The following is a 24,490-nucleotide window of genomic DNA, read 5'->3' on the forward strand; positions in this document are numbered from 1 at the left end:
CCGCTAGGATGGCACGCAACCTCCGATGCGCACAAGCCGAATGCCGGTCGCAAGCCTGGCCGGCGGCGAACGCCCGGGAGCGAAACCATCACAATTGCGGGAGAGGATGAAGTGCCCGGGCGAAGCTGAAAGCACACGCACGACAAGCGGATGTTCGCGTCCGGCATGATGCAGGGCAATCGAACGATCCGTGGCGAGGGACAGCGGAGCGGTCTTGTCCTGAGCGCTCCGCAAAAAGAATGATACTCAGGGAAAAATGCCGGTCTGATCGCGCACGGCCGCGATATGCCTGGTGCGGTGCATGTTGACTTTCACAAGTGCCCTCCAAATACTCGAAAGAAACATAAAACCAGTCGCAAACGACGGTTCGGAGGGAGGGATAGGATGCCGACTTCACGCAGGCAGCTGCTGAAGGGTACGGCGGCTGCCGCCGCCACACTCAGCCTTGATTGGACCCGGGCCCAGGCGCAAGCCGAGACGTTACGCATGGGCGTGATCTACGATCTCACCGGCCCGTTTGCCGCGGGCGGCTCGGTCGCCTCGTCCGTCGGAACGCAGATCGCGATCGATCTCGTCAACGAGAAAGGCGGCATCGGCGGCAAGACCAAGATCGTGCCCGTCCCCGCCGACTCCCAGAGCAAGGCCGATGTTGCCATCAACGAGGCCGAACGGCTGATCAGCCAGGAGAAGATCGACATCATCAACGGGGTCTATTCGAGCGCGCACGCCGTGCCGATGGCGGCGAAGGTCGAGCAGCAGAAGAAGATCCTCTGGATCACGACCGCGGTGTCGACCGCCGTGTTCAAGGACAAGAACCTGCAATACGTCTTTCGCGCGCAGATCCATTCGGATCAATACGGCCAGGCGTTTGCCGGCTTCATCGCCGAGCACGCGAAAGCAAAACTCGGCATGGACCCCAAGGAGGTCAAGGTTGCGCTGATCCACGAGGACGGTCCTTACGGCGTCGGCGTCGCCGCAGCAGACGAGGCCTATGCCAGAGAGGCCGGCATCCAGGTCGTGTTGCGCGAGGGCTATTCGGCCTCCGCGCCCGATCTTTCGGTGCTCGTCACAAAGCTCAAGCGCGCCAAGGTCGATGTGATCTCGCACGCCGGCTACAATCCCGACATCACCCTGTTTCTGCGGCAGGCGCGCGAGAGCGGATTGCGTTTCAAGATGCTGTTCGGCGCCGGCGCCGGCTACAGCCAGCTCGACAAGCTGCGCACCGCCTTCGGTGCTGACATCGACAATTTCTGCAACATCGATCCGGTGCCTGCACAACTGCTCGATCCGTCGAAGCTCGCACCCGGCATGGGCGATCTGATCAAGATCATGGTCACGCGTTACCAGGCCAAGACCGGCGCGACCGACGTGCCGCCGCACTGCTCGATGGGTTTTAATCAGACCTGGGTGCTGCTCAACAACGTGCTGCCGAGGGCGAAAGAGAAATATGGCAGCTTCGAGCCGGAGGCCATTCGCAAGGCCGCGCTCGACGTCGACATTCCTCCCGGCGGCACCATCCAGGGCTACGGCGTGAAATTCTTCCCGCCGGGCACGCCTCTGTCCGGCCAGAACGAACGCTCGACGCCGGTGGTGATGCAGAACGCCGGCGAGCACATCTCGGTGGTATGGCCAACGAACATTCGAACACAAGACCCGGTGTTTCCGCTGCCGAAGGGTTCGACTTACGGGACGTAGCTAGAGCGCGACGATGACGGCGCGCTCCCTCGCCCCGCCCGTGCCTAATAACTCTACCCGCAGCAACAATCGCGTTGCAGATCAGAGCGTTTGCACCCACCGGTCATTCTTTTCGCGCTGTAGTTGGATTTTCGATGACCGAGCAACTCGTGCTGGTTGCGAGACGAAGTTTTTCTGAAACAAAAGCTTTCTAAAGTGTGATCTGGGTAACGAGCCCCGCTTCGTTTCATGCGTACAAGCCGATCAGCCGATCGCGCTCAGCACTGGCACAACCGGCAAACCGGCTCGCATTTCGAAGCCGTCCAGCGCGGATCAGACATTTTCAGATCGTGAATTCCAGCGATGGGGGTGACAATGCCCGCCATATTCGAATTGCTCTACAGGGAATTCTGCCGTGCTCGGCTTGCCGAGATGCGCAAGCAGCTTCTGCTCACGGGCAAACATCCAAAACTCTTTCTGCCGGATGACGATTCCGCCGAGCCGGATGGGATGGACCCGCAACACGAAGCCGAATCGAAGCGCGCGCGGGAATAATCCCGCCACAGCAACGGTATTTTAGAAAGGCAGTACATTTTCAGGAGGCGAGATTGAATACGCCCGAATTCTATACTGCGTCGATTGCCTGCCTCTCTTGCCTGACCATTGTCGTGATGATCGCGGTCGGAGCCTGGTAGGCGACGGCCGGCGAGTAGATCCAGTCCTCGGCATACATGAAGAGCTTTCCGGTGCGCTCGATTGCGCTGAAGGAGCTATTCCACCGAGACCCGCACCACGCCTGCGCTCATCATGCCGAGCGCGCGGGCGGCGGGCACCGAGAGATCGACGATGCGGCCGCGGATGAAGGGGCCACGATCATTGACGCGGCATTGAATCGTCCGCCCGCTGTAGGACACCCTGAGCACGCTGCCGAACGGGCGCGTCCGGTGCGCGCAGGTCAGCTCGCCGTTCCTCGCGGCTTTCCCGTATCCATAATATGAGGCAAGTCCGCTTTCGGCATTTGCAATGGAGATGAAGGCGAGAGAAGAAGTCGTTACACCAAACAATAATGTTGTCAGCGCTCGCACGGCACCGCTCCCGGTTGGCCCTGCCCCGCGCTGCAACGTCGCCCGGTTCCACTTGGTTCCGGGAACTGCCGGGCAACGCCCGGCAGTGCCATCACACATTGTTACTGTTTGTGAAAGACCAGCGTACGCACCTCGATGCTCTCGCGCGGCGCGGCATCGGCCGGCGTGGTCGGATCGATGAAGGCGGTGTGCGGCCCGAAACGGGTGCGTCCGTCGGTTGCTGAATCATAGCATTTGAGCAGCAGCGCCTCGTCCGCCGTCATCTCCGGGAAATAGAACCAGCGGTGGTTCGGATTGTATTTCACCGAATAGGTTTCGCCGCGACGATTGGGATAGATCAGGTCGGAGGCGACGAAGTCGTCGGGCGACACCGTGGTGCCGTCGACCATCGCCAGCGGTGAATCGCGCAAGGGACCGCGGATCGGCCGCCAGAGGTTGATCACCTGGACGCGGCCCTTGAGCAGCTCTTCGGCCTCGTCAGGCACATGCTCGCGCACGCGGTTGGCGCCGGAGACGGCAGTCTGGTCGACGTGGACGCGCGTCGCAGGCTGGCGCGGACCACCGTCGCGAATATCCGCGGCGCCCTCGACGCGCCTGCGCACCGTGTGATCGAAGATCACGACGCGATCGGCTTTCAACGTCGCGCGAAGGAAGGCCTCGACAGCGGGATAGTAGACCGCACGTATCTCTTCGTCGTTGTAAAAGTCTTTCACCTGGTTTGGGTGGCGCACCAGCGCAAAGCCCTCGCGATCAAGCGAGATATTGTTTGCGATCAAGCGCGCATCGAAGATCGGGACCTGATGCGGCTCGGGCAGCGATGTGCTCTTCGGTTCGCCCAGCGGCGGATCGAAGGCGTAAGTGCGTGGCTTGCCGGACACCGGCGCGAGGTAGTTGAGTTCAGCAGTGACGAAGGGAAGCGATTCGATTTTTGTTTCTTGCAGGCCCATGGCCGGTCTCCCGATGTGGTCGTCTGGATGATCTTTGACGGGACGGACGGCGGTGCAAGAGGAGCGATACAAATAGCAATGAGGGTGTTGTCGCGACGCGGGAATGCAGAAGGAACGTTTCGAGTATGGCAATCGAATAGAGAATGCTCTTCCGGCCTCACGATTGCTTGAATGCTTGTGAGGTCTCGTGCCCCGGACGCAGCGCATCACGCAGTGGTGCGCTGCTGAGTCGGAGCCCATATGACTGAAAGCAACATGTGCGGCCTGGGTCCCGGCTCTGCGGAGCAGCGCTACGCGCTGCACTGCGTCCGGGACACGAGGGCACCGCTAAAGGCCCGCCTTCGCGATCGCATCCGCAAAGGTGCGGTCGACAATCTCCGCCGCAACGAGCTTCTGCTTGATCAGGCCCCAGCGGAAATAGAGATCAATCGTGCTCTGCTCGTCCGCGACCACGCCGTCGTCGATCGGCGCGATACGGATTTTTGCGCGCGAGAGCCAGTTTTGCGGGATCGCGGTCGGGATGTTCATCAGCCTGCCCCAGGTTTCCGCATAACCGTTGGCATTGGTCTGCGACCACGCGCGCGCCACCGTGAGGCGGCGGATGAAGTCGGTCAGCTCTGCGCGCTTGTCACGGATTGCGTCCGGCCGCGCCACCTGAAAGCTCAGCCCCGGCGTCAGGCCATCCGCTGTGATGATACGGCGCGACTTGAACAGCACCTCCTCCTGGCTCACGTAAGGCTCCCAGGTCGACCACGCATCGACCGAGCCTTGCGTGTAGGCGATCTTGGCATCCGACGGCGCCAGGAACGCGATCTGCACGTCGTTCGCGGCCCAGCCGTTCTTTTCCAGTGCGGCGAGGATCAGCTGATGGCCGATCGACCCGCGGCCGGTCGCGATCTTCTTGCCGCGCAGATCGGCAAAACTCTTGATCGGCGATTTTTCGGGCACGAGGATCGCGAGCCCCTCGCCGGTCTGCCGGATCGCGGCGATCGCCTTCACCGGCGCGCCCGAGGCGTCGGCGAAGGTGAAGGGCGCGTCGCCGACGAGCCCGGTCTCGATCGCGCCGGCGCTCAGCGCCTCCAGCAGCGGTGCGGCCGCCGGAAACTCCTTCCACTCGATCTTGTAGGGAAGATCCTTGAGCACGCCTGCGGCTTCCATCACCGCCTGCGAATTGCCCTTCTGGTCGCCGACGCGCAGCGTTGTCTGCGCGGCCGCGAGATCAGCGCCCGCAAATGCGAGCGCTGCAGCAATGACGAGCCGGATCATTCCGCCGCGATCCCGCGCTGCTGGTCGCGTTCGGCGATCAGCTTGCGCGTCAGCGGGATCAGCTCGCGGCCGTAGTCGATGGCATCGGGAAGCGGATCGAAGCCGCGGATCAGGAAATGGCTGACGCCGAGATCGTAATAGTCGGCGAAGACCTCGGCGACCTGCTCCGGCGTGCCGACCAGCGCGGTGGTGTTGCTGTTGGCGCCGGTGAGCTTTGCGATCTCCGTCCACAGCCGCTTGTCGATGCGCGCGCCCTGGTCGGCCGCCGCCAGCAGCCGCTTGGCGCCCTCGGTCGCGTGATTGGGCCGGCGATAACCGGTCTGGTCCTGCAGCGCGGTGGCGCGCTCGAGGATCCCTTCGGCCTTCTTCCAGGCCTTCTCCTCGGTGTCGGCAAGGATCGGCCGCACCGACAGGCTGAAGCGTGGGCTTGGCCGCCCGTGCTTCGCGGCTGCCGCACGCACCCTCGCGGTGACGTCACGCACCTGGGCATAGGATTCGCCCCACAGCGCAAAAGTGTCGGCATGCTTGCCCGAGACCTCGATCGCGGCATCGGAGCCGCCGCCGACGAAGGTGTAGATGCCGCCCTTCTGCAGCGGCTTCACCTGCGAGAAGCCGTTCTCGACGGTGTAGTACTTGCCGCTGTAGTTGAACGGCTTCTCGCTGGTCCATTCCAGCCGCACCACATCAAGGAATTCGCTGGTGCGGGCGTAACGCTCATCCTTGTCATCGAGCGTGTTGCCGTCCTGCCGCAGCTCGATGGCGTTGCCGCCGGTGATGACGTGCAGGGAGACGCGGCCGTCATAGAGCTGGTCGAGCGTGGCGAGCTGGCGCGCCAGCAGCGTCGGCGCCGTAAAACCCGGGCGCTGCGCGATCATCACCTTGAGCTGCCTGGTGACGGTCAGCACGTGCTGCGCGATCTGGAGCGCATCCGGCGTGGTCGAATGGAACGCGAGCAGCGCACGGTCGAAGCCGGCAAGCTCATGCGCCTTCGCCACCGTCTCGATATAATGTGGATCGAGCACCGGCCCCTGGCGCACGATGGTCTCGGAAGCGTTGCTGTTTGCGATAAAGCCGATGAACTCGACCGACATGATGGTCTCCCTGTTGTTTTCTGAAAGCTAGAGGCCCAATGCGGCGCGGCCGAGGCCGGTGCGCGTCGCATCGTCCTGCGGCGTATGCACGCGTCCGCACAGGACATCGCGATAATGCCGCTCCAGCGGATTGCTGCGGGACAGGCCGTGATTGCCGGTCAGGGACAAGGCATCCTCGACCGCGGCGACGGCATTATTGGTCACCGTCAGCTTGACGACGTTGGATTCGCCGGTGGAAAGATCGACGCCGTCGTCGAAATCGCGGGCGAAGGTGTCGAGCAGCCGCGCATTGACCGCGAGCCGGGCCTCGATGGCACCGAGGATCTCCTGCGCGCGCGGCAAGGTCGCAAGCGGCGCGCCGAGGCTGGCGGGAACGCGCTGCTTCAGGAACTGAACGAACCAGTCCCGTGCTGCACGGGCGATACCGTCATAGATCGCAGCGACGAAAACCGTATGGACAGTCGCCTGCGCGACGTCGGGCGCACGCCAGTCAGCGGGCTTGCGAACATCGACCTCGGCATCGAGCGGGATCACGACGTCGTCGAAGATGACATCGTGGCTGCCGCTGGCACGCAGGCCGTGATGATCCCAGGTCTCGACGATGCGCGTGCCCGGCAGGCCCGCCGGCACCAGGAACTGGCCGACGCGCGGCTCGACCTCGTCGGTCCGGGCCCAGACCAGGTACCATTTCAGGATCGGCGATCCCGTCGAATAGATCTTATGGCCGGTCAGGCGCCAGCCGGTTTCGGTGCGGCGCACGATCGTCGCCGGGAGGCCGCCGCGCGACGGCGAGCCGAGCTCGGGCTCGACGCGCAATGCGTTGATCAGCGCGACGCCTTCGATCGTCTCGCGCGCAAGCTTGCGCGACAGCTTTGCCGGCCAAGTCGGGCTCCGCCCCATCACCAGGTGGTTGATGTAGTGCATCGACAACACCAGCGCGGTCGACGGATCGGCGTTGCCGATGATGCCGAGGACGCGCGCGGTGTATCGCGCCCCCGCGCCGGCCCCGCCGAGCGCCGCCGGCACCGTCAGCGAGAGCAGGCCGGCCTCGGACAGCTCGCGAAAATTCTCGAAGGGAAAGCTGCCGGTGCGGTCATGCGCGGCCGCTCGCACAGCAAAGCCTGGCGCAAGCGCCTCGGCGCGCGCGATGTAATCGGGCTCGCTATGGGCCACCCGTCCCTGAACTGCTGAAGTCACCATGTCGCATCCAATCCCAAGAGGCCAAGAATCTGACGGCGCAGATCGGCCAGATACGGGTCGCCGCGATGACGCGGATAGGGCCGATCGACGCGGATGTCGGCCTTCACGCGCGCGGGGCGTTCGCTGAAGACGATGACTCGGTTGGCGAGCACCAGCGCCTCCTCGGCATCATGCGTGACGAGCAGCGTGGTAAAGCCCTTGCGCTGCCACAGCGACACCAGCTCGGCCTGCATGGTGATGCGCGTGAGCGAGTCGAGCTTTCCCAACGGCTCGTCCAGGATCAGGATTTTGGGATCGTTGACCAGCGCGCGCGCCAGCGCCACGCGCTGCGCCATGCCGCCGGAGAGCTGATGCGGATAGGCGGTACGGAAGTCTGACAGCCCGACGAGATCGAGCGCGGCATCGACGCGGTGGCGCTGGCTCTTCAAAACGCCCTGCGCCTCCAGCCCCAGCGCGACATTGTCCCAGACCGTGCGCCACGGAAACAGCGTCGGGTCCTGGAATACGACGACGCGCGACGGATGCGGCCGGGTGATGCGGACTTCGTCTTCGCGCAGGCTTCCGGCTTTGGGCTTGTCGAGGCCCGCCACGAGCCGCAGCAAGGTCGACTTGCCGCAGCCGGACGGGCCGAGCAACGCGACGAATTCGCCGGGCTCGACGGCGATGCTGACGTCGCTGAGCACGGGGAGCTCGGCGCCGTCGATGTCGAAGGCGTGGCTGACCTGCTCGATGTCGAGCGCGGCACCGGCGGCCGAATGAGTGGCGACTTCGGCCAGTGCGGCTGCGGCTACCATTTCACGGTACCCTTCTGCCAGACCAGCAGGCGGTCGCGGATCGCAAACAGCAACGTGATTGCGCCGGAGCAGAGCAGCGACATCACGATCAGCGCCGCATACATGTTGGCGTAGGCCGCCCACCCCTGCGCCCATTGGAGGTACCAGCCGAGCCCGGCCTTGACCCCGATCATCTCGGCGACGACGAGCACGGCAAAGGACGCGCCGAGCCCCATGAACAGGCCGACGAAGACATGTGGGAGCGCGGCGGGAATCGCGACCTTCAGAACCAGGAAGGACGGCTTTGCGCCGAGCGTGCGGGCGACGTCGTAATAGGCCGTGCTGACACTCGCGACGCCCGACCAGGTCAGCACGGTGACGGGGAAGCCGGTTGCCAGCGCGATCAGGAAGGTCGAGGCACTCCAACTCGACGGAAAGGTGAAGAAGGCGATCGGCAGCCAGGCGGTCGCCGGCAGCGGGCCGATGAAACGCAGCACCGGATGCACCCAATAGCCGACCGCACGCGACCAGCCGATCGAGACGCCGGTCAGGAAGCCGACCGTGGCGCCGATGAGATAACCGCCGAGTTGAAGCTTGACCGAGGCGAACACGCTGTCGAGCAGCTTTGGCAGATCGTCGGTATAGACCTCGATGATCGATTGCGGCGGCGGGAAAAACGGCAGCGGCAGCCAGGCAAATTTGGCGGTCGCGACCTCCCACAACGTCAGGAACGCTCCGAGCGCAATCAGCCACGGCGCACGCTGGCGCAAGGCCCGGCCGGCCGAGCCGAGATAGTCCGCACCGGCGGTCCCGAACAGGGCGATGGCGGCAATGACGAAGGCGGCGATGCCGAGCGAATGCGTGCGCGACCAGTCGCCGACATCCTCCCACCACAGGCAGGAGAGACCGAAGGCGATCCAGGCGGCGCTGGCGGCCACGCCCGCTCCGGATTCCCGTAGCCACGTCGCAAACCATGGCGCGCGCGAGAGCCGCGGCGCACCGGATGCGAGCCGGTCAGACAGAGAATACGTCGACATAGATGCGCTCCGCGAATTTCGTCGTGTCAGTGCTCTGCTTGAAGACCTGCACGCTCTTGAGATCGTCGGCATAGGCCTTCAATTCGCGCTTCAACACCTCACCGGTGGGGTGATGATGGTGCGTGTGGTAGCGCACCATGCCCTCAATATCGGCGAGCGATGCGGCCTTCGGCGCGTAGGGCTGGAACGATTTTGCAGCGACAGCCGGGTTCTGCGAGGTGAACATCGCGGCATCGAGCAGCGCCTGCGTGATGGCGCGGGCGACCTGCGGCTCCTCACGCACCAGGCTGCCGCGCAGGCCGACGATGCAGCAGCTCTTGTCGCGATAGTCGCCGTCGAGATTGGAGGCGACCTCCTTATACTGAGTGTCCTTCAGCCAGAGATAGGCGAGCGGATCGGACGACAGGAAGGCCTGCACCTCGCCCTTCTCGACCGCGACGTTGAGGAGGTTCCCGGGATAGGCGCGCCAGTCGACGTCCTTGTTCGGATCGATGCCGAGCTTTGCAAGCTGGATCGAAAAGAAGTTCTTGTCGGGCCCGGCGAGATCACCGACCGCAACGACCTTGCCCTTGAGATCGGCGAGCCTGGTCACGCCGGAATCGGCGCGGCTCAGCACGCGCATGCAGCCGCCATGGGTGCCGGCGGCGATCTTGACGTCAAAGCCCTGCTCCAGCGGCTTGAGCCAGCGCAGCGCCATGCCGAGACCGGCGTCGCTCTTTCCGGTGGCGATCGCCTCGAGCAGCTGGTCGGTCGAGCCGGAATAATTGACGAGCTCGACGTCGAGATTCTGCTTCTGGAAGAAGCCGTGCTCGATCGCGACCGGCAGCGGCGCGAGGCAGACCGCGCCGGCATTCCACGACAGCTTGAGCTTGCGTGGCGCGCCTGATAGCACCGGGCCATCCGCAGCCGTCCGGCAGAGCGGGAATTCCGAGAAGTCGATGCCGGACGCGGGCGCCTGCGGCACAAACGCCTGCGCGCCCAACGCGCCGAGCGGCGCCGCGAAGGCGGCTGCAAGCCCCGCCCGCAGCAAATGGCGCCGATCGAGGCCCGAGCCGCCGCGCTTGTTGTCGTTGCCCATCAGTCCCACTCCTGCATTGGCACGGCTCCGCTATTCGCGCGACGCTTCGCGTTGCGCATGTTCCGTACGGAGCTGCGTTGAGAGAATAATTTTCGCCGGCGCTTTCCGCGCCGCTTTGATGCGATGCGCAAATCATGCGGCGCGGGTGCCGCATCGTCAATGAAATGGAATTTCGAATGTGGCGCGATGCGAAGTCATTCTCTCCATCAGCGCGCGGAACAACGATGAAACGATTTTCGTGGATGCATCATCCGCAATCACACGCTGCGGCTACGCCGACTGCCGGATTCTTGCGCAACTTCGGCCGCACACGCCGCACATTCTCGAAAGCGTCGCCGCGCTGAAACGTCATTGCCCGACGCATCCGCAATACGGATAGCCATTTCATTGACTGCGCACCGCGCGATCATAGACTTGCAAATGTAGACTTGAATCTCTCGCTGCATCACGCGCTCACGTGTCGTGAGCCAGGGTAACAAGCAGGCAACAAGACAGATCACATGAGCATCAATTCCCACGAGAGCGTGGTGAAGGAGGTGCAGGAAGCATCCGACCGCTCGACGCGCTACGGCATCCTGCCGAAGGCGCTCGACGTAAGCAAAGCCGTCGACCGCAGCTTCACCGCCGCGGCCGCGGGATCGAACTAAGGCGGAGCGGGCGAGATGCGCAGGCTTCGCCTCAAAGCCGGCCCGCTGCATCTCGCCGTGATCGTGCTCGGGCACCTCGCCTGCATGAGCTTGATCGTGTGGCTATCGCTCTAACTTACCAATAGCCGCGGTAATAAGGACGGTAGTATGGGCGGTACGGCCGGTAGTAGCCGTAGCCATAGCCGTAATACGGACGGTAGGGCCGATAGTATCGCGGATAGGCCGGCCCGTAGCCGTAACCATAATAGGCCGGCGCATAGCCATAGCCCGGCCCGTAGCCGCCACCGTAATACGGCCCACCGCCGTAATAGCCGTAAGGCGCGCTGGCGATGGCGCTGCCGATGATCGCGCCGGCCGCAAGGCCGCCAAAGCCCCATCCCCAGCCACGCCAATAGACCTGCTTGACGTCATCGCCGGCCGCGGCCTTCATGGTCGCGACATTGGTCGGCAGCGGGGCCGCTGTCGCCTGTCCGACCTGGCCCGCCACGACCGCAGCCGTGAGCGAACAGGCAATTGCCGTTTTCCAGATATTCATCGCCTTCCTCCCTGTCTGACCTTTCGTTTAGGAAAAGGATCGCAAGCCATGATTTAGGCATCCCGGCGTTGAGTCAAAGCGTCGACCTTGCGTGCAGCGCACAAGATGCCGCGCGCGCCTGAAATGTGATCATCCGCCACGCCGATATGACGCCGGGACGACGGCGCGGCAGAGGTGAGATCGGCGGCAAAGCGTTAAGCTTCCCACGCGTTCGCAACCAACAAGCACCTTCCCGATTACCTATTCGTACCGTTACTATCGGTTCCAATGATGCGCGGCCGGAAGGCACTTCGCGAAGGCCTTGGTTTACGCCAGAATTTGGCTTGCGCCAGACGAGTGGGAGGATGACATGAGTGCCGCCGGAAATGAGCCGCTTGCCCGCCAGGCTTTGGCGTTTGTCCTGGCCGGCGGTCGCGGCAGCCGGCTGCTGGAATTGACCGACCGGCGCGCCAAGCCCGCGGTCTATTTCGGCGGCAAATCCCGCATCATCGATTTCGCGCTGTCGAACGCGGTGAACTCCGGCATCCGCCGTATCGCGGTTGCCACCCAGTACAAGGCGCACAGCCTGATCCGGCATCTCCAGATGGGCTGGAACTTCTTCCGCCCCGAACGCAACGAGAGCTTTGACATCCTGCCTGCGAGCCAGCGCGTCTCGGAGAACATGTGGTATGTCGGCACGGCGGATGCGATCTACCAGAACATCGACATCATCGAGTCGCACAACGCCCGCTTCATCGTGGTGCTCGCCGGCGACCACATCTATAAAATGGATTACGAGGTGATGCTGCGACAGCACGTCGACAGCGGCGCCGACGTCACCGTCGGCTGCCTCGAAATGCCGCGCGCGGAATCCTCCGGCTTCGGCATCATGCATATCGACGAGAACGGCTGGATCCAGCAGTTCCTCGAGAAGCCCAAGGATCCGCCGCCGATGCCCGGCAAGCCGGACGTCTCGCTGGCCAGCATGGGCATCTACGTGTTCGATGCAAAATTCCTGTTCGATCAATTGAAGCGCGACGCGGAAGACCCGAACTCGAGCCACGATTTCGGCAAGGACATCATCCCGTACATCGTCAAGAACGGCCGCGCCATCGCGCACCAGTTCTCGACCTCCTGCGTCCGCTCCGGCGACGACCCCCGCTCCTACTGGCGCGACGTCGGCACTGTCGACGCCTATTGGGCTGCCAATATCGACCTCACTGACGTGGTGCCGGAACTCGATTTGTTCGACCGCGCCTGGCCGATCTGGTCCTATTCGGAGATCACCCCGCCTGCGAAATTCGTCCATGACGAGGAAAGCCGGCGCGGTTCGGCCGTGAGCTCGCTGGTCTCCGGCGGCTGCATCATTTCTGGCGCCGCGCTGCGCCGCTCGCTGCTGTTCACCGGAGTGCGCATCAACTCCTATGCCAATGTCGAGAACGCCGTGATCATGCCTTACGTCAACGTCGGGCGCGGCGCGCGGCTCAAGAACGTCGTGATCGATCGCGGCATCGAAATCCCCGAGGGGCTTGTCGTTGGCGAGGATCCCGAGCTCGACGCAAAACGCTTCCGCACCACCGAGCAGGGCATCTCGCTCATTACCCAGACGATGATCGACAGGCTCAATACATGACGCCTGTTCGCGTCCTCGCGGTCGCTTCTGAGGTCTACCCCATCGTCAAGACCGGCGGCCTCGCGGATGTCGCCGGTGCGCTGCCGATCGCGCTGAAAGCGCACGGCGTCGAGATGCGCACGCTGATGCCGGGCTATCCGGACGTGATGCGGCGGCTCTCAGGCGCGGACGAAATCCGGCGCTGGCCGGATTATTACGGCGGTCCGGGCCGGCTACTCGCCGGCTCGCACGATGGGCTCGACCTGTTCGTGCTCGACGTGCCGCATCTCTATGCGCGGCCGGGCAATCCCTACGTCACCACCGAGGGTGTGGATTGGCCGGACAACGGCGTGCGCTTCGCAGCGCTGTCGCGCATCGCGGCCGATATCGGCCACGGTCTCGTCGCAAGCTTCGTGCCCGATGTCGTGCATGCCCATGACTGGCAGGCCGGGCTGGCGCCGGCATATCTGCACTACGATGGCGGGGCGCGGCCCAGCACCGTCATGACCATTCACAACATGGCCTATCAAGGCAAGTTCGACCGCACGCTCGCGGGCGCGATCGGCTTGCCCCGGGACGCGTCGTTCGACGTCCACGGCCTCGAATATTTCGGCGGCATCAGCTTTTTGAAAGCCGGGCTTCAGCTGGCCGATCGCATCACCACGGTGTCGCCGACCTATGCGCAGGAGATCCAAAGCGACGAGGGCGGCATGGGGCTCGGCGGCCTGCTGCGCGAGCGCGCCAGCGTGCTGAGCGGCATCCTCAACGGCATCGACACCTCGGTGTGGAATCCACACACCGATCCGCACATCGCCTATCGCTTCAGCGCCGAGGAGCTGTCTTTTCGCTCGGCCAACAAGGCGGCGCTGCAGCAGCGGCTCGGCCTCGATCCGCGGCCGGATGCGCTGCTGCTCGGCGTTATCAGCCGCCTGTCATGGCAGAAAGGGCTCGATCTGTTGCTCGATTCCATGCCCACCATCCTGGGCGATGGGATGCAATTGGCGCTGCTCGGCAGCGGCGATGCCGAACTGCAGGATCGCTACCAGGGAACTGCACGCGGACATCCGGGCCGGATCGCGGCCGTGATCGGCTATGACGAGGCGCTCGCGCATCTGTTCCAGGCCGGCTCGGATGCCCTGATTGTGCCATCGCGGTTCGAGCCGTGCGGGCTAACCCAGCTCTGCGCGCTACGCTATGGCGCCGTGCCAATCGTGTCGCGCGTCGGCGGCCTCGCGGATACCGTGAATGAGACGACCGGCTTCACATTCGGGCCCGTGACATCGGCAAATCTCTCGGCAGCGCTGGGGCGCGCGAGCATCATCTTCCACGACAAGGCGGCGTGGCGGCAATTGCAGCTCGCGGGCCTTGCGACCGACGTGTCCTGGCGCAACCGGGCGGGCGAGTACGCAGCGCTCTATCGCGGCCTGATGGCATCCCGCCGCGCGTAGGGCGGATTAGTTTTGTTGCATCATGGGTTCTCCGCGCGCGCGTTGCACGAGGCGGACTTGTCCGCCGTAGCTCGAAGAGCGAAGGCGGAAGCGACGACCCGTGTCGCCTCGCCCGCAGCTTGCATCGGTCAGCCGCAAGTGCTACAGCTTGTAACATTACGGGTCCTCATCCAGTCGTTGTGGAGACGAGCGGAAGAAAGAGTGTGCCATGTCCAACCGATCTACCCGAAGCGACATGACCATCACAGCCCTCATCCCCGAGCTCGACGCGCTGGTCACGGAGGCGATGGCGGAGTGGCAGGTGCCGGCCGTGACGCTCGCCGTCGTGCAGAACGGCGAGACGGAGCTGCTCAGGGCATGGGGTCAGCGCGACGTCGAGTCCGGGCTGCCCGCGACGCCGGAGACGCAGTTCCTGATCTGCTCGATCACAAAAACGTTCACCGCCACGGCGTTGGCGCTGCTGGTGGACGAGGGACGGCTCGACTGGACAAAGCCGGTCCGCGACGCCATTCCCGAATTCCGCCTGCATGACGCGATCGCGACCGAGCGCGTCACCGTGCGCGACCTGCTCAGCCACCACTCCGGCCTGCCTCGACACGACTGGATATGGATTCCAGCCGATCTCTCGCGCAGCGAGATGATGACGGCGCTGCGTCACCTTGAGCCGGCCCGGGACATCCGCACCGAATTTCAATACAACAATCTCGCCTACAATGCCGCCAGCCTTGTCGTCGAGCGCATCAGTGGTCAGAGCTATGAAGATTTCATTCGCACCCGGCTGACCGATAAATTGCGGATGCCGGTCGGCTTTTCGGCCGAGGAGTACACCGCGGCAACTGACGCCGCCGTTCCCTACCTGGTGGAACGCGGCGACGTGCGCTCGCGCAGCAAATTCTTTCCCATCACCACGACGGGCGCCGGCGCCATCGTCACCTCGGTTGCCGCCCTCGCCAACTGGATGAAATTCTTGTTGGCAGAAGGCGAATTCGCCGGCGAGCGCCTGCTGTCGTCCACGCTGATCCGGCAGATGCAATCGCCGCGCGTCTTCGCAGGCGCTGCCGAGTGGGAGGAGTTCGGCCATTCGCATTACGGGCTGGGCTTCAACCACACCAGCTACCGCGGCGAGCCCGTGGTCGGACACTCTGGCGGCTGGCTCGGCTGGAGCACGCTGATGCGCCTTATCCCGGCGCGAAGCACCGGTATCGCTGTCTTCACCAACACCGGCGGCAATCCGGTGTCCAGCATCCTGATCAACCGAGTTCACGATCATCTCGCCGGCAACGAGCCCGTGCCATGGCTGGATCGCCTGCGCGATATGCGCCGCAAGGCGCTGGCGCAACAGAAGACCGACGAGGCGGCGAAGCCGACGGCGCGCAAGCTGAACACGAAGCCCAGCCATGATCTCGCAGATTTTTGCGGCGCCTATGAACACCCGGCCTATGGCCGGGTGGTCATCACGCAAGACGGCGACAGCCTGCAATGGGCCTGGCGCGGCACGAAGGCGAAGCTCGCACACCGGCACTACGATTCGTTCCAGCTGCCGTACGTTTTCGGAGACCTCAATCCGGACGATCTCGTGATTACCTTTGCGACCGACCGCGACGGCAACATTGCGAGTCTTTCGGCCCAGCTCGAGGTGCTGGTGCCGGACATCGTCTTCACGCGCGCCGCCGCCGGCGAATGCATGGACCCTGCGTTCCGGTTAGCTTGCGTCGGCGAATACATTCGCGGCGATCAGACCCACGTCGTCACCAAGGATGCCGAGGGCCAGCTTACGCTGAAAATCCCGTTCGTGCCGCTCTACCAGTTGCGGCCCTACCAGGCCACGACGTTCAGCATCGTCCCGCTCGACGGCTATCGCACCGAATTCCGCCGCGGCCCGTCCGGCGCGATCGAGGAACTCGTGTATCACCAGCCGAACGGCACCTTCATCGCGAAGCGCAGCCGGTAGGGCGGATCGGCTAGCGATGCGTAATCCGCCACCTACGTCTTAGCCCGAGGATTACGCTTCGCTAATCCGCCCTACGAATTCATCCAAACACGTACGACGCCATCGCCACATTCGCGACCTCGTCGACGAAGACGCGCTTGCCGACGTCGCTGCCGGCGGCGCCTGCCGCGACCATCAGCGGCAGCAGATGATCCTCGCGCGGATGGGCGAGACGCGCGCTCGGCGCATTCTCCCAGTCGACCAGCATCGCGTTGCGGCGCGCGGCATCCGGGTTGCCGATCGCCTCGTTCAGATAGGCCTCGAAATCGTACGAGACGGGCTTGGACTCCGCACGGCCAAAGCCGCGCATGTTGTGATAGGTCAGCCCGCTGCCGACGATCAGAATGCCCTCGTCGCGCAACGAGGCGATCGCCTGCCCGACCTTGATGTGCTCGGCCGCGTCGTAGCTCGACTTCAGCGACAGCAGCACGATCGGCATGTCGGCATTCGGATACATCAGCCCAAGCGGCACGAAGGTGCCGTGGTCAAAACCCTGATTGGGATCTTCCCGGCAATCGAGGCCCGCGCGCGTGAGCAGCGCCCTCACCTCCGCAGCCAGCGCGGGCTGGCCCGGCGCCGGATATGTGATGTGGTAGGTATGCTCGGGGAAACCGTAATAGTCGTACACCATCGGCGGATGCGCCGAGGTCGACACGGTGAAGGCGTCAGCCTCCCAATGGCCGGTGATGACGAGCACGGCCTTCGGCTTTGCAGGCAGAAGCTGCGGCAGCCGTCCGAACTCCGCGGCGGTCTTGGCATATTGCACCCGCCGGTCCTCCATGAAGGGCCAGGGGCCGCCGCCGTGGGACAGGAACAGGGTCGGAAATCGCGTCATTTGTGCCAGCTCGTTTCGTTGACAACATGCGCGTGTACCAGCCGCGCAATCGGCGGCGAGCATAGGCAAACCGGTATGGTTAGCAAGTCGTTAACGATTTGCCGCCCACAATCCGGCGTGGCCGAAGGAATCGGCCTGAAGACATGTGAGACGTGAGATGAAGAAGTTTGCGCTGGGGGACGTCGTCAACAGTGACAAGGGCCGGCGCGGCGTCGTTCGCGCCGCCTACCGCTCGAAGGAAGGCCAGCAATTCTATGCCGTCGAGAAGGACGGCGCGATGGACTATCTGGAAGAAGACCGGCTGAGCCCGGCGCCGCGCGTCGAGCTCGCGGCCTAAGTCCACCTCATTTTTTGCTCTCGCGCGCGAGCCGGTCCAGACGCTCCACCCAGGGGTCGGCGCCGCTCGCAATGCGATCATTCGTGATCAGCAGCAGATGGTCGTGGTCCGCGGCCACATCCCAATGCGGCAGCTCCGCGCCGTTGGGGTCGCCGCTCCTGGCAAAGTTGATCCAGTAGGCCCGCATGCGATTTGCGACCTCGCGGTCCCGTCGCGAGAAGATGCCAGCACCGGGCACGCCCTCCACACCGAAGATGAACTGCAACTCCCGCCCGTGTCCTTCGTCGGGATTGCCGCGCCGTGCTTCCGGGACATAGGCAAAGCGATAGCGGAAGGTCGGCGCGCCGGTCGCGGCATGAAGCCGGGCGAGCATTCGCACCGGCTCGGAGAAAATCTTGTCGGTGTAGAAGCTCGCCGCAACGTCTGACGGCCTCGCGGCACGGGGGTAGAGCTTGCGCAGCTCATCGATGCTCTCGCCGGAGGCGGCCAGCATCTCCTTGACCTCCAACTCGCTGTCGAAGCGGGTCTCGTCGTCGTTCGAGCCGATGATCAGGGGGATGTGGCTCTCATGTGCTGCCATAAATCCCGCAGCGATGTCTTCCGTCACCAGATGTCCATCCATCGCGGGCGCAAAGCTGCGTGGCGATTTCTCGAGCAGACGCTTTTCGGCAGCAAGCAGACGCACCGGTTGGACGGCGCGCAGATCCGCCTCCTGCCCGAGCGCGGCGGCAAATTGCCGGCCTGCGGCCTCGGCCTCCTGCAATGACGGCAGGCGCGCGCGGCCGGGTACTGATTGCAGAATGGCTTTCTGGAAGAGACCGCTGGATTGGGCGCATAGCATCAGCAGCGCGATCGACGTTGCGCCGGCGCCGTTGCCGAATAGCGTGACGTTGTTCGCATCGCCGCCGAAGGCCGCGATGTTGTCGTGCACCCAGCGCAGCGCCGTGACCTGGTCCATCAGGCCGAAATTGCCGGAGCCGCCGTCCGACAGCGCGGGATGCGTCAGCCAGCCCAGCGCGCCGAGACGATAATTCAAGGTCACGACGATCAGCCCGGCTTGCGCAAGCCTTGAGCCGTCGAACAGCGGATCGCTGGCGGTGCCCGTAACGAAACCGCCACCATGGATGAACACCATCACCGGCAGCGGCCCGTCGACGCCGAAGGGACGAAACACGTTGAGCGTGAGGCAATCCTCGCCGGCGGCCGGCAGCGATGGCTGGAGACAGGGCGCGCCATAGTCGTAGGCCATGCTCATCTCCGAGCTCTCGGGCAATGACTGCGGCGGACGCCAGCGCAGGCTGCTGACCGGCGGCGCTGCATAGGCAAGCCCCTTGAACGACGCCACCTCGCCTTCGACGGCGCCGAGCATCTGGCCTTCGCGCGTCAACGCAAATGGAAACTGGCCGACCGGCTGCGCCACGGCCGCGCCGGTGCAGAGCGATACAAGGACTGCAATGAGCGCAAGCAGGGATCGCATCTTCGGAGGATCTCGATGCGCGGAAATGTTCCCCGGCAGGTTACGTCCGAGCCCCGCAGCGAGGCAAGCTATCTTACCTCGCCCCGCTTGCAACAGTCGTCATGCCCGGGCTTGTCCCGGGCATCCACTTCAGCGCACCAAACGTGCGGCCAAATTGATCTGCCTAACCGTCCTTGGCAATAATCTCCGCCAGCGCACGTCGCGCGATGATGCCGAGTTCGCCGAGCGTGGAGTGGCCGGATTGCGCCGCCTCGATCAGGCGCTCGGCGATGAGCCTGCGGCTGTCGTGATCGCCGCCATGCGGCAATTGGCGGCACGTCTCCTCCAGGACGACGTCCATGTTGGCTTTGGTTCGCTCACTCAACTCTGTCATGGCGCCTTGGGTACGCGTGGCTTGTAGCCGCAAGCATACACAGACGGATCGCGCATGATTAGCCCGGGCAATCACGGCCATTGTGCATCGCGATGCGTGCATTGAAGCAGGGTTCGCGCCGCCACGATGACGCCGCAAACGACTACCGAAGATTGCACATGCTCTGATGACAATCCGGGCCTGCAGGACTAGCCTGCCGGCAAAACAAAATACACGGGAGGAATACCATGCCTGAAGCGATGGTCGCCGCACGTGAGTCCAAGGCGGCGAATGGAACAGCCCAACAGGTCGATGTTGCCGTGGTCGGCGCCGGGTTTGCCGGCCTCTATCTTCTCCATCGCCTGCGCAAGGCCGGCCTCTCGGCCGTCGGCCTCGACGAAGCCGGCGACGTCGGCGGCACCTGGTACTGGAACCGCTATCCCGGCGCGCGCTGCGATATCCAGACCATCGACTACAGCTACACATTCGATCCGGAACTCGACAAGGTCTGGACCTGGTCGGAGAAATACGCGACCCAGCCCGAGATCCTGCGCTATCTCGGCTTCATCGCCGACCGCTACGATCTGCGCCGCGACATCCGCTTCAAGACCAAGGTCACCGAAGCCAGATGGGACGAGATGGCCGAGCGCTGGCAGCTCACCACCGACAACGGCGCGCCGGTCTCCTGCCGCCATTACATCATGGCCACCGGCTGCCTCTCCGCGCCAAAACCGCCGGAGATCGACGGCGTCAAGGACTTCAAGGGCGAGGTCTACTTCACCGGACGCTGGCCGCATGACGGCGTCAATCTCGCCGGAAAACGCGTCGCCGTGATCGGCACCGGCTCGTCGGGCATTCAATCGATCCCGCTGATCGCCGAGCAGGCGGCACATTTGACCGTATTCCAGCGCACGCCGAATTTCGCGCTGCCCGCGCATAACGGCCCCTCGCCGGCCGATCGCAGGGATATGTTCCACAGCGACCGCGCCGCCTATCGCGAACAGGCGCGCCAGTCGATGACAGGTGTGCCCTATCCGCAGCAAACCGTCGTGAGCTGGCAATTGAGCGATGCCGAGCGTCGTGAGCGGTTCGAACGTGCTTGGGCAGCCGGCGACCTCGTCCACATCTTGACGCAGCTCTGGGCCGATCAGGGCGTCGATGTCGACGGCAACAAGATCGTCCAGGATCTCATCCGCGAAAAGATCTCGGCGGCCGTGAAGGATCCGGAGACCGCAGCAGCGCTGATGCCGCACGATCATCCCTTTGGCGCCAAGCGTCCATGCCTCGATACCAATTACTACGCGACCTACAACCGGCCGAACGTGACGCTGGTCAATCTGCGCCAGGAGCCGATCAAGGCGATCACCGCAGGCGGCATCACCACCGGCAAACGCAATGTCGACGTCGACGTCATCGTGTTCGCGACCGGCTTCGACGCCATGACCGGCGCGATCCGCGCCGTGCATCCGATCACCGGGCGCGGCGGCAAGTCGCTCACCGATGTCTGGGCGCAGGGACCGCAGAGCTATCTCGGTCTCACGGTCGAGGGCTTCCCGAACTTCTTCATGATCACCGGACCCGGCAGCCCGTCGGTGCTGTCGAACATGGCGGTGTCGATCGAGCAGCATGTCGACTGGGTCGTGCATCGTCTGGCAGCGCTCCGCGACGCCGGCTTCACCACGATCGAGCCGACCGAGACGGCGCAGGCTGGCTGGGGCCGGCACATGGCCGACTGCTCGATGGTGACGCTGCATCGGCTCGCCAACACCTGGTACACGGGCGCCAACGTGCCCGGCAAGGTGCAGGGCCTGATGCCCTACACCGGCGGTGTCGGTCCCTATCGCAGCATCTGCGACGAGGTCACGAGCCGCGGCATGCTCGGCTTCAGGCTCACTGGGCCGGACGTCGCCGCGCAATGCAATGACGGCGAGGTGGTGCGGCTGCAGCCGGACGTTCGGCTGGTGCTGAACCTGCTGGCGTCGCTGAACCTGCCGCCGATCGAGTCGATGGGCGCGATCGGCGCGCGCGCCTTCGTCAACGAGTTCAACAAGGGCCGGCCCGCGGGACGGCCGGTCGGCGACATCGTCGACGGCACGCTGCCCGGCGCGGATGGCCCGCTGCCTTATCGCGTCTACAAGCCGGCAACGCCGGGGCCGCATCAGGTCGTGGTCTATTTCCACGGCGGCGGCTGGGTGCTCGGCGACGAGCAGACGGACGAACCGTTCTGCCGCGACATGGTGCGGCGAAGCGGCATGACCTTTGTCAGCGTCGGCTATCGCCATGCGCCGGAGCATCGCTTCCCCGCCGCGGCCGAAGACGGCTATGCAGCGACGCGCTGGATCGCCGAGCATCTCACCGAACTCGGCGGCAAGCCGGGCCCGGTGCTGGTCGCAGGCTGGAGCGCCGGCGGCAACATCGCCGCGGTCACCTGCCAGCTCGCGCGCGACCGCGGCGGGCCTGAGATCGCAGGCCAGCTGCTGGTGTGTCCGGTCACCGACTGCAGCTTCGACCGTCCCTCCTACAACGACAATGCAATCGGCTACTTCCTGACGCGGTCGCTGATGTACTGGTTCTGGGACCTCTACTGCTCGCCGGCCGACCGCACCGATCCGCGCGTCTCGCCGCTGCGCGGCAAGGTCGCCGGCCTGCCGCCGGCCTTCGTCGTCACCTGCGAGTTCGATCCGCTGCGCGACGAGGGCATCGCCTATGCCGAGGCGATGGCGGCCGCCGGCGTCCCGGTCGAGCAGCTCAAGGCTCACGGCCATTTCCACTCGTCCTTTCCAATGGTCGACGTGGTGATCACCGGGGTCCAGGGTCGGCTACAGATGGCCGAGGCCTTGCGGCGCTTTGCAGGGCTTCCGCCCGAGGTCAGCCGCGGCGACGACACCAACCATGGCCATGCCAGCCCGGGGCACAGGATCGCAGCGGCCGCGAGTTAAGCCGCCATCGGCCGGGAACCTTTTCCCGGCCACCGCGTTGGTTCGCGTGGCTTTAAGATGCAGCGATGGGTGTGGGCCCCGGCACGCGAGTTTGTGTGCTGGGGTTCTTTTGCGTGAGGCGGGACGATGGGTGGCGTATCAGTTGTTTCAAAGGTCGATTTCAGCGCGCGCGCCGCGCTACATAAATGGCCGTCGCTCGGAAACCAGCGCCGGCCGGACCGCGCATCTTATCAGGTGAGCGAAGGCACGCTCGACGAATGCATCTCGGCCTTCATGGAGAAGCCCGCGCCGACCCGGCATCTCTATGATATCCACACGGCGCCGCAGCCGCCGCTGGTCACGGACATCCTCTCGCCAGAGCACATCATCGAGCTATCGCGGCTACGTGAATATCTCTGACGGCATCGTCGCGGCGGGCTTCTCAAAAAGGCAGGAACCTTCTTCCGGTTGTTCCCGTTGTTGGGGATCGGAAGCCAGGAATCCAAAGCCAAGAATCCGACCCCAAGGCGTGAGTGCCTCAGATGCTTGAAGCCGTGCCAAGTCAAAACGTGCCCTATGGCGCAGACCAGACCCTGTTCGTGGTGATCGATCGCCGCGACAAGGGCACTGAAATTCGCGTCGAACGGAGCGACCTCGAAGCCACGATCGGCGAACTCGTGGCCGGCTGCTTCAACGACCCCATCAAGGTGATCTCGTTCAACACGCTCGAGCACTGGATGAAGGACATCTCGACCGACGTTGCCGGCGAGATCCGGGCGCGCTGCGATCTCGATGGCGTGACGCTGCCCGACTATCTCAGCGATTTTGTCGAGAGCCACAGCTGAGCGCGCTTCGTGCTCATCGCACTGACAGTCGCTAGCCGCGTCGCCTGCCGGCGATGACCTCGATCTCGCGGCGGCGTTCGCCGGCGAAGGTCAGGAGCTTTTCGATCGTCGGCGTATCCGTGATCCGTTTGGCAAGTCGCTCGGCGCGCGCCGCCTGATCTTCGAGATACTGGATCGTGTTCAAGCGCCGTCTCCCCCAAAGCCCCGATTGGCCGGGCACTCATGGTGCGTGACAGCAGCTAACAGCCGGTTAAGCGCGGCGTGTCGATCTCACAACGAGCGGCGCTTTATTGCACGACGTCGAGCCGGACGTTGGCGAGGCCCTTGTCGACCATGCCGAGCGCCTCGGCCGCGGAGGGCGAGATGTCGACCACGCGGCCGCGGACGAAGGGCCCGCGATCGTTGACCCTGACGGTCACGAAGCGGCCGGAGGAGACATCGGTCACGCGCAGCTTGGTGCCGAACGGCAGGGTCGGATGGGCCGCGGTCAATTCGCTCTTGTCGAACTTCTCGCCGCTTGCGGTCTCCGTATCCGAGTAGAAGCTCGCAACGCCATGCGACGCCGTCTGCTTCGCGCTCGCTACGTCATGAGACGGACGTGGCCTGTAGATCGGATGCGAATGCAGCGCCGCAACCCTATGCGGACGCTCGATCGCGGCTTGCCTTGTGGTCGAAGCGAGATCGGCCCGTTGCCGGCCAGAAGGTGATTGCGCGCACGCGGCGAGCGAGGCGGCGCCGATGATGGCGAGCAGCAACCGGCTCGAGGTTGCCAGCGAAATCCGGGCAGTTTCGGCACTTGCAAAGCGAGACATGATGCGCCCTCCGAACAACCCTGAGTTTCGGTGGGCAATGAGGGCAGAACCTTGGCTGAACAAAAGCGGCCTTGCGGCCACCATCGTTTCGCGCCGGCTGTGATGAATCCATCACAGTCGATGTCCTGAATCGATACAGATTCGCGGGGAGTTAGAGCGTTTTCGAGCGAAGTGGGTACCGGTTCGCGTAAAGAAAACGCGTTAAAACAAGAATCTAGAGCCCCGTTCCGATTCCATCGGAACGGAAAGGGCGTTAGTTCGATACGACGCGCCAGATGATCGGGCGTGCCTCCGGCCGCGCCTCGCTCTCGACGCCGCCCCTGATGAGCCGCATCAGCTCGCGCCGATAGAGCAGCCGCCAGCCGGTTTTCAGGCTGGCGAGAAAGTCGAGCTCCCGTTGCGTCAGCATGCACATCATGGACCCGGTCAGCTTGCGAGGGCCGCGCCGAATTCCCAGGGCCCACGGCCGGCTACCTAATGTAATGTTACATATCGTAGCGTTCGCAGCGCTCATGCGCAAGCCGCGATTGGCGCAATCGCGGCGCCGTCCCG

24 protein-coding genes and 1 pseudogene are annotated in these 24,490 nt (G+C 64.2%); 10 read left to right on the forward strand and 15 right to left on the reverse strand.

The genetic code is table 11. From position 1 onward, the window contains the following. The first annotated feature begins 384 nt into the window (after nt 1-384). Nucleotides 385-1,695 carry an ABC transporter substrate-binding protein gene (locus ACLFLU_RS31140; protein WP_426408548.1) on the forward strand — a complete coding sequence of 437 codons (1,311 nt, stop codon included), beginning with the start codon at nt 385-387 and terminating at the stop codon, nt 1,693-1,695. A gap of 354 nt (nt 1,696-2,049) precedes the next feature. Beyond that, entirely contained in the window at nt 2,050-2,229 is a 180-nt protein-coding gene (locus tag ACLFLU_RS31145) for a hypothetical protein (protein WP_426408549.1), read from the forward strand. Between the two features lie 215 nt (nt 2,230-2,444). Here the strand turns inward: ACLFLU_RS31145 and ACLFLU_RS31150 are convergent, their stop codons facing one another. The 8 genes from ACLFLU_RS31150 to ACLFLU_RS31185 all read right to left on the reverse strand — a co-directional run bounded on the left by ACLFLU_RS31150 (nt 2,445) and on the right by ACLFLU_RS31185 (nt 10,151). Continuing rightward, nucleotides 2,445-2,759, reverse strand: a complete 315-nt coding sequence (locus ACLFLU_RS31150; protein ID WP_426408550.1) for a septal ring lytic transglycosylase RlpA family protein — start codon at nt 2,757-2,759, stop codon at nt 2,445-2,447. Nucleotides 2,760-2,860: 101 nt separating this feature from the next. After that, nucleotides 2,861-3,706, reverse strand: a complete 846-nt coding sequence (locus ACLFLU_RS31155) for a CmcJ/NvfI family oxidoreductase (protein WP_426408551.1) — start codon at nt 3,704-3,706, stop codon at nt 2,861-2,863. A gap of 327 nt (nt 3,707-4,033) precedes the next feature. Beyond that, nucleotides 4,034-4,972, reverse strand: coding sequence for an ABC transporter substrate-binding protein (locus tag ACLFLU_RS31160; protein WP_426408552.1), 939 nt, complete (start codon nt 4,970-4,972; stop codon nt 4,034-4,036). Next, a complete protein-coding gene (locus ACLFLU_RS31165; RefSeq protein WP_426408553.1) occupies nt 4,969-6,063 on the reverse strand; it encodes an LLM class flavin-dependent oxidoreductase in 1,095 nt (364 codons plus the stop codon). Before ACLFLU_RS31165 ends, ACLFLU_RS31160 begins: the two co-directional genes overlap by 4 nt. 27 nt (nt 6,064-6,090) lie before the next feature. Further along, a complete protein-coding gene (locus tag ACLFLU_RS31170; RefSeq protein WP_426408554.1) occupies nt 6,091-7,263 on the reverse strand; it encodes an acyl-CoA dehydrogenase family protein in 1,173 nt (390 codons plus the stop codon). Then, the gene (locus ACLFLU_RS31175) at nt 7,257-8,057 is read right to left on the reverse strand and encodes an ABC transporter ATP-binding protein (protein ID WP_426408555.1); all 801 of its coding nucleotides are present in this window, start codon (nt 8,055-8,057) and stop codon (nt 7,257-7,259) included. Before ACLFLU_RS31175 ends, ACLFLU_RS31170 begins: the two co-directional genes overlap by 7 nt. Continuing rightward, nucleotides 8,051-9,073, reverse strand: a complete 1,023-nt coding sequence (locus ACLFLU_RS31180; protein WP_426408556.1) for an ABC transporter permease — start codon at nt 9,071-9,073, stop codon at nt 8,051-8,053. Before ACLFLU_RS31180 ends, ACLFLU_RS31175 begins: the two co-directional genes overlap by 7 nt. Continuing rightward, the gene (locus tag ACLFLU_RS31185) at nt 9,051-10,151 is read right to left on the reverse strand and encodes an ABC transporter substrate-binding protein (protein WP_426408557.1); all 1,101 of its coding nucleotides are present in this window, start codon (nt 10,149-10,151) and stop codon (nt 9,051-9,053) included. Before ACLFLU_RS31185 ends, ACLFLU_RS31180 begins: the two co-directional genes overlap by 23 nt. 518 nt (nt 10,152-10,669) lie before the next feature. Here ACLFLU_RS31185 and ACLFLU_RS31190 point away from each other — a divergent pair. After that, nucleotides 10,670-10,798: pseudogene (locus tag ACLFLU_RS31190) on the forward strand (aliphatic sulfonates ABC transporter substrate-binding protein); the annotation flags it as partial. Nucleotides 10,799-10,913: 115 nt separating this feature from the next. Here the strand turns inward: ACLFLU_RS31190 and ACLFLU_RS31195 are convergent. Further along, entirely contained in the window at nt 10,914-11,333 is a 420-nt protein-coding gene (locus tag ACLFLU_RS31195) for a hypothetical protein (RefSeq protein ID WP_426408558.1), read from the reverse strand. A 349-nt stretch (nt 11,334-11,682) separates the two neighbouring features. Here ACLFLU_RS31195 and glgC point away from each other — a divergent pair, with 349 nt between their 5' ends. The 3 genes from glgC to ACLFLU_RS31210 all read left to right on the forward strand — a co-directional run bounded on the left by glgC (nt 11,683) and on the right by ACLFLU_RS31210 (nt 16,323). Continuing rightward, nucleotides 11,683-12,945, forward strand: a complete 1,263-nt coding sequence (gene glgC / locus ACLFLU_RS31200) for a glucose-1-phosphate adenylyltransferase (RefSeq protein ID WP_426408559.1) — start codon at nt 11,683-11,685, stop codon at nt 12,943-12,945. Continuing rightward, complete coding sequence (gene glgA, locus ACLFLU_RS31205) at nt 12,942-14,372, forward strand: glycogen synthase GlgA (protein ID WP_426408560.1); 1,431 nt, start codon at nt 12,942-12,944, stop codon at nt 14,370-14,372. The genes glgC and glgA overlap by 4 nt, the downstream gene beginning before the upstream one ends. A 208-nt stretch (nt 14,373-14,580) precedes the next feature. Then, entirely contained in the window at nt 14,581-16,323 is a 1,743-nt protein-coding gene (locus ACLFLU_RS31210) for a serine hydrolase (protein WP_426408561.1), read from the forward strand. 79 nt (nt 16,324-16,402) lie between these two features. On the opposite strand, the gene ACLFLU_RS31215 is transcribed toward ACLFLU_RS31210, so the two are convergent. Beyond that, entirely contained in the window at nt 16,403-17,197 is a 795-nt protein-coding gene (locus tag ACLFLU_RS31215; protein ID WP_426408562.1) for a DODA-type extradiol aromatic ring-opening family dioxygenase, read from the reverse strand. 157 nt (nt 17,198-17,354) lie between these two features. On the opposite strand from ACLFLU_RS31215, the gene ACLFLU_RS31220 reads away from it, so the two are divergent. Further along, nucleotides 17,355-17,534, forward strand: a complete 180-nt coding sequence (locus ACLFLU_RS31220) for a hypothetical protein (RefSeq protein WP_027519499.1) — start codon at nt 17,355-17,357, stop codon at nt 17,532-17,534. Between the two features lie 7 nt (nt 17,535-17,541). Here the strand turns inward: ACLFLU_RS31220 and ACLFLU_RS31225 are convergent, their stop codons facing one another. Together ACLFLU_RS31225 and ACLFLU_RS31230 are read right to left on the reverse strand one after the other, a co-directional pair. Further along, entirely contained in the window at nt 17,542-19,011 is a 1,470-nt protein-coding gene (locus ACLFLU_RS31225; RefSeq protein ID WP_426408563.1) for a carboxylesterase/lipase family protein, read from the reverse strand. 163 nt (nt 19,012-19,174) lie between these two features. Beyond that, the gene (locus ACLFLU_RS31230) at nt 19,175-19,384 is read right to left on the reverse strand and encodes a hypothetical protein (RefSeq protein ID WP_426408564.1); all 210 of its coding nucleotides are present in this window, start codon (nt 19,382-19,384) and stop codon (nt 19,175-19,177) included. Nucleotides 19,385-19,611: 227 nt separating this feature from the next. Between ACLFLU_RS31230 and ACLFLU_RS31235 the strand changes: the two genes are divergently transcribed. The 3 genes from ACLFLU_RS31235 to ACLFLU_RS31245 all read left to right on the forward strand — a co-directional run bounded on the left by ACLFLU_RS31235 (nt 19,612) and on the right by ACLFLU_RS31245 (nt 23,126). Continuing rightward, a complete protein-coding gene (locus ACLFLU_RS31235; protein ID WP_426408565.1) occupies nt 19,612-22,302 on the forward strand; it encodes a flavin-containing monooxygenase in 2,691 nt (896 codons plus the stop codon). Nucleotides 22,303-22,428: 126 nt separating this feature from the next. After that, nucleotides 22,429-22,701, forward strand: coding sequence for a hypothetical protein (locus ACLFLU_RS31240; RefSeq protein WP_426408566.1), 273 nt, complete (start codon nt 22,429-22,431; stop codon nt 22,699-22,701). 122 nt (nt 22,702-22,823) lie between these two features. Continuing rightward, nucleotides 22,824-23,126 carry a hypothetical protein gene (locus ACLFLU_RS31245; RefSeq protein WP_426408567.1) on the forward strand — a complete coding sequence of 101 codons (303 nt, stop codon included), beginning with the start codon at nt 22,824-22,826 and terminating at the stop codon, nt 23,124-23,126. Nucleotides 23,127-23,157: 31 nt separating this feature from the next. Here the strand turns inward: ACLFLU_RS31245 and ACLFLU_RS31250 are convergent, their stop codons facing one another. From ACLFLU_RS31250 to ACLFLU_RS31260, 3 genes are all read right to left on the reverse strand, one after another. After that, on the reverse strand, nt 23,158-23,310 hold the full coding sequence (locus ACLFLU_RS31250) for a hypothetical protein (protein WP_212298790.1): 153 nt from the start codon (nt 23,308-23,310) through the stop codon (nt 23,158-23,160). Nucleotides 23,311-23,413: 103 nt separating this feature from the next. Continuing rightward, nucleotides 23,414-23,938: a septal ring lytic transglycosylase RlpA family protein gene (locus ACLFLU_RS31255; RefSeq protein ID WP_426408568.1), complete on the reverse strand. Its 525-nt coding sequence runs from the start codon at nt 23,936-23,938 to the stop codon at nt 23,414-23,416. A gap of 253 nt (nt 23,939-24,191) precedes the next feature. Continuing rightward, nucleotides 24,192-24,347 (reverse strand): hypothetical protein, encoded by a 156-nt coding sequence (locus ACLFLU_RS31260; RefSeq protein WP_426408569.1) that lies wholly within the window; start codon nt 24,345-24,347, stop codon nt 24,192-24,194. Nucleotides 24,348-24,490: the final 143 nt, after the last annotated feature.

It is taken from the genome of Bradyrhizobium ganzhouense (assembly GCF_049949285.1).
GTDB classification, from domain to species: domain Bacteria; phylum Pseudomonadota; class Alphaproteobacteria; order Rhizobiales; family Xanthobacteraceae; genus Bradyrhizobium; species Bradyrhizobium ganzhouense.

Coding starts and splice junctions, on each gene's coding strand:
- ACLFLU_RS31140 (WP_426408548.1), top strand. CDS start 385: ATGCCGACTTCACGCAGGCAGCTGCTGAAGGGTACGGCGGCTGCCGCC.
- ACLFLU_RS31145 (WP_426408549.1), top strand. CDS start 2,050: ATGCCCGCCATATTCGAATTGCTCTACAGGGAATTCTGCCGTGCTCGG.
- ACLFLU_RS31155 (WP_426408551.1), bottom strand. CDS start 3,706: ATGGGCCTGCAAGAAACAAAAATCGAATCGCTTCCCTTCGTCACTGCT.
- ACLFLU_RS31160 (WP_426408552.1), bottom strand. CDS start 4,972: ATGATCCGGCTCGTCATTGCTGCAGCGCTCGCATTTGCGGGCGCTGAT.
- ACLFLU_RS31165 (WP_426408553.1), bottom strand. CDS start 6,063: ATGTCGGTCGAGTTCATCGGCTTTATCGCAAACAGCAACGCTTCCGAG.
- ACLFLU_RS31170 (WP_426408554.1), bottom strand. CDS start 7,263: ATGGTGACTTCAGCAGTTCAGGGACGGGTGGCCCATAGCGAGCCCGAT.
- ACLFLU_RS31175 (WP_426408555.1), bottom strand. CDS start 8,057: ATGGTAGCCGCAGCCGCACTGGCCGAAGTCGCCACTCATTCGGCCGCC.
- ACLFLU_RS31180 (WP_426408556.1), bottom strand. CDS start 9,073: ATGTCGACGTATTCTCTGTCTGACCGGCTCGCATCCGGTGCGCCGCGG.
- ACLFLU_RS31185 (WP_426408557.1), bottom strand. CDS start 10,151: ATGGGCAACGACAACAAGCGCGGCGGCTCGGGCCTCGATCGGCGCCAT.
- ACLFLU_RS31195 (WP_426408558.1), bottom strand. CDS start 11,333: ATGAATATCTGGAAAACGGCAATTGCCTGTTCGCTCACGGCTGCGGTC.
- glgC (WP_426408559.1), top strand. CDS start 11,683: ATGAGTGCCGCCGGAAATGAGCCGCTTGCCCGCCAGGCTTTGGCGTTT.
- glgA (WP_426408560.1), top strand. CDS start 12,942: ATGACGCCTGTTCGCGTCCTCGCGGTCGCTTCTGAGGTCTACCCCATC.
- ACLFLU_RS31210 (WP_426408561.1), top strand. CDS start 14,581: ATGTCCAACCGATCTACCCGAAGCGACATGACCATCACAGCCCTCATC.
- ACLFLU_RS31215 (WP_426408562.1), bottom strand. CDS start 17,197: ATGACGCGATTTCCGACCCTGTTCCTGTCCCACGGCGGCGGCCCCTGG.
- ACLFLU_RS31220 (WP_027519499.1), top strand. CDS start 17,355: ATGAAGAAGTTTGCGCTGGGGGACGTCGTCAACAGTGACAAGGGCCGG.
- ACLFLU_RS31225 (WP_426408563.1), bottom strand. CDS start 19,011: ATGCGATCCCTGCTTGCGCTCATTGCAGTCCTTGTATCGCTCTGCACC.
- ACLFLU_RS31230 (WP_426408564.1), bottom strand. CDS start 19,384: ATGACAGAGTTGAGTGAGCGAACCAAAGCCAACATGGACGTCGTCCTG.
- ACLFLU_RS31235 (WP_426408565.1), top strand. CDS start 19,612: ATGCCTGAAGCGATGGTCGCCGCACGTGAGTCCAAGGCGGCGAATGGA.
- ACLFLU_RS31240 (WP_426408566.1), top strand. CDS start 22,429: ATGGGTGGCGTATCAGTTGTTTCAAAGGTCGATTTCAGCGCGCGCGCC.
- ACLFLU_RS31245 (WP_426408567.1), top strand. CDS start 22,824: ATGCTTGAAGCCGTGCCAAGTCAAAACGTGCCCTATGGCGCAGACCAG.
- ACLFLU_RS31255 (WP_426408568.1), bottom strand. CDS start 23,938: ATGTCTCGCTTTGCAAGTGCCGAAACTGCCCGGATTTCGCTGGCAACC.
- ACLFLU_RS31260 (WP_426408569.1), bottom strand. CDS start 24,347: ATGCTGACGCAACGGGAGCTCGACTTTCTCGCCAGCCTGAAAACCGGC.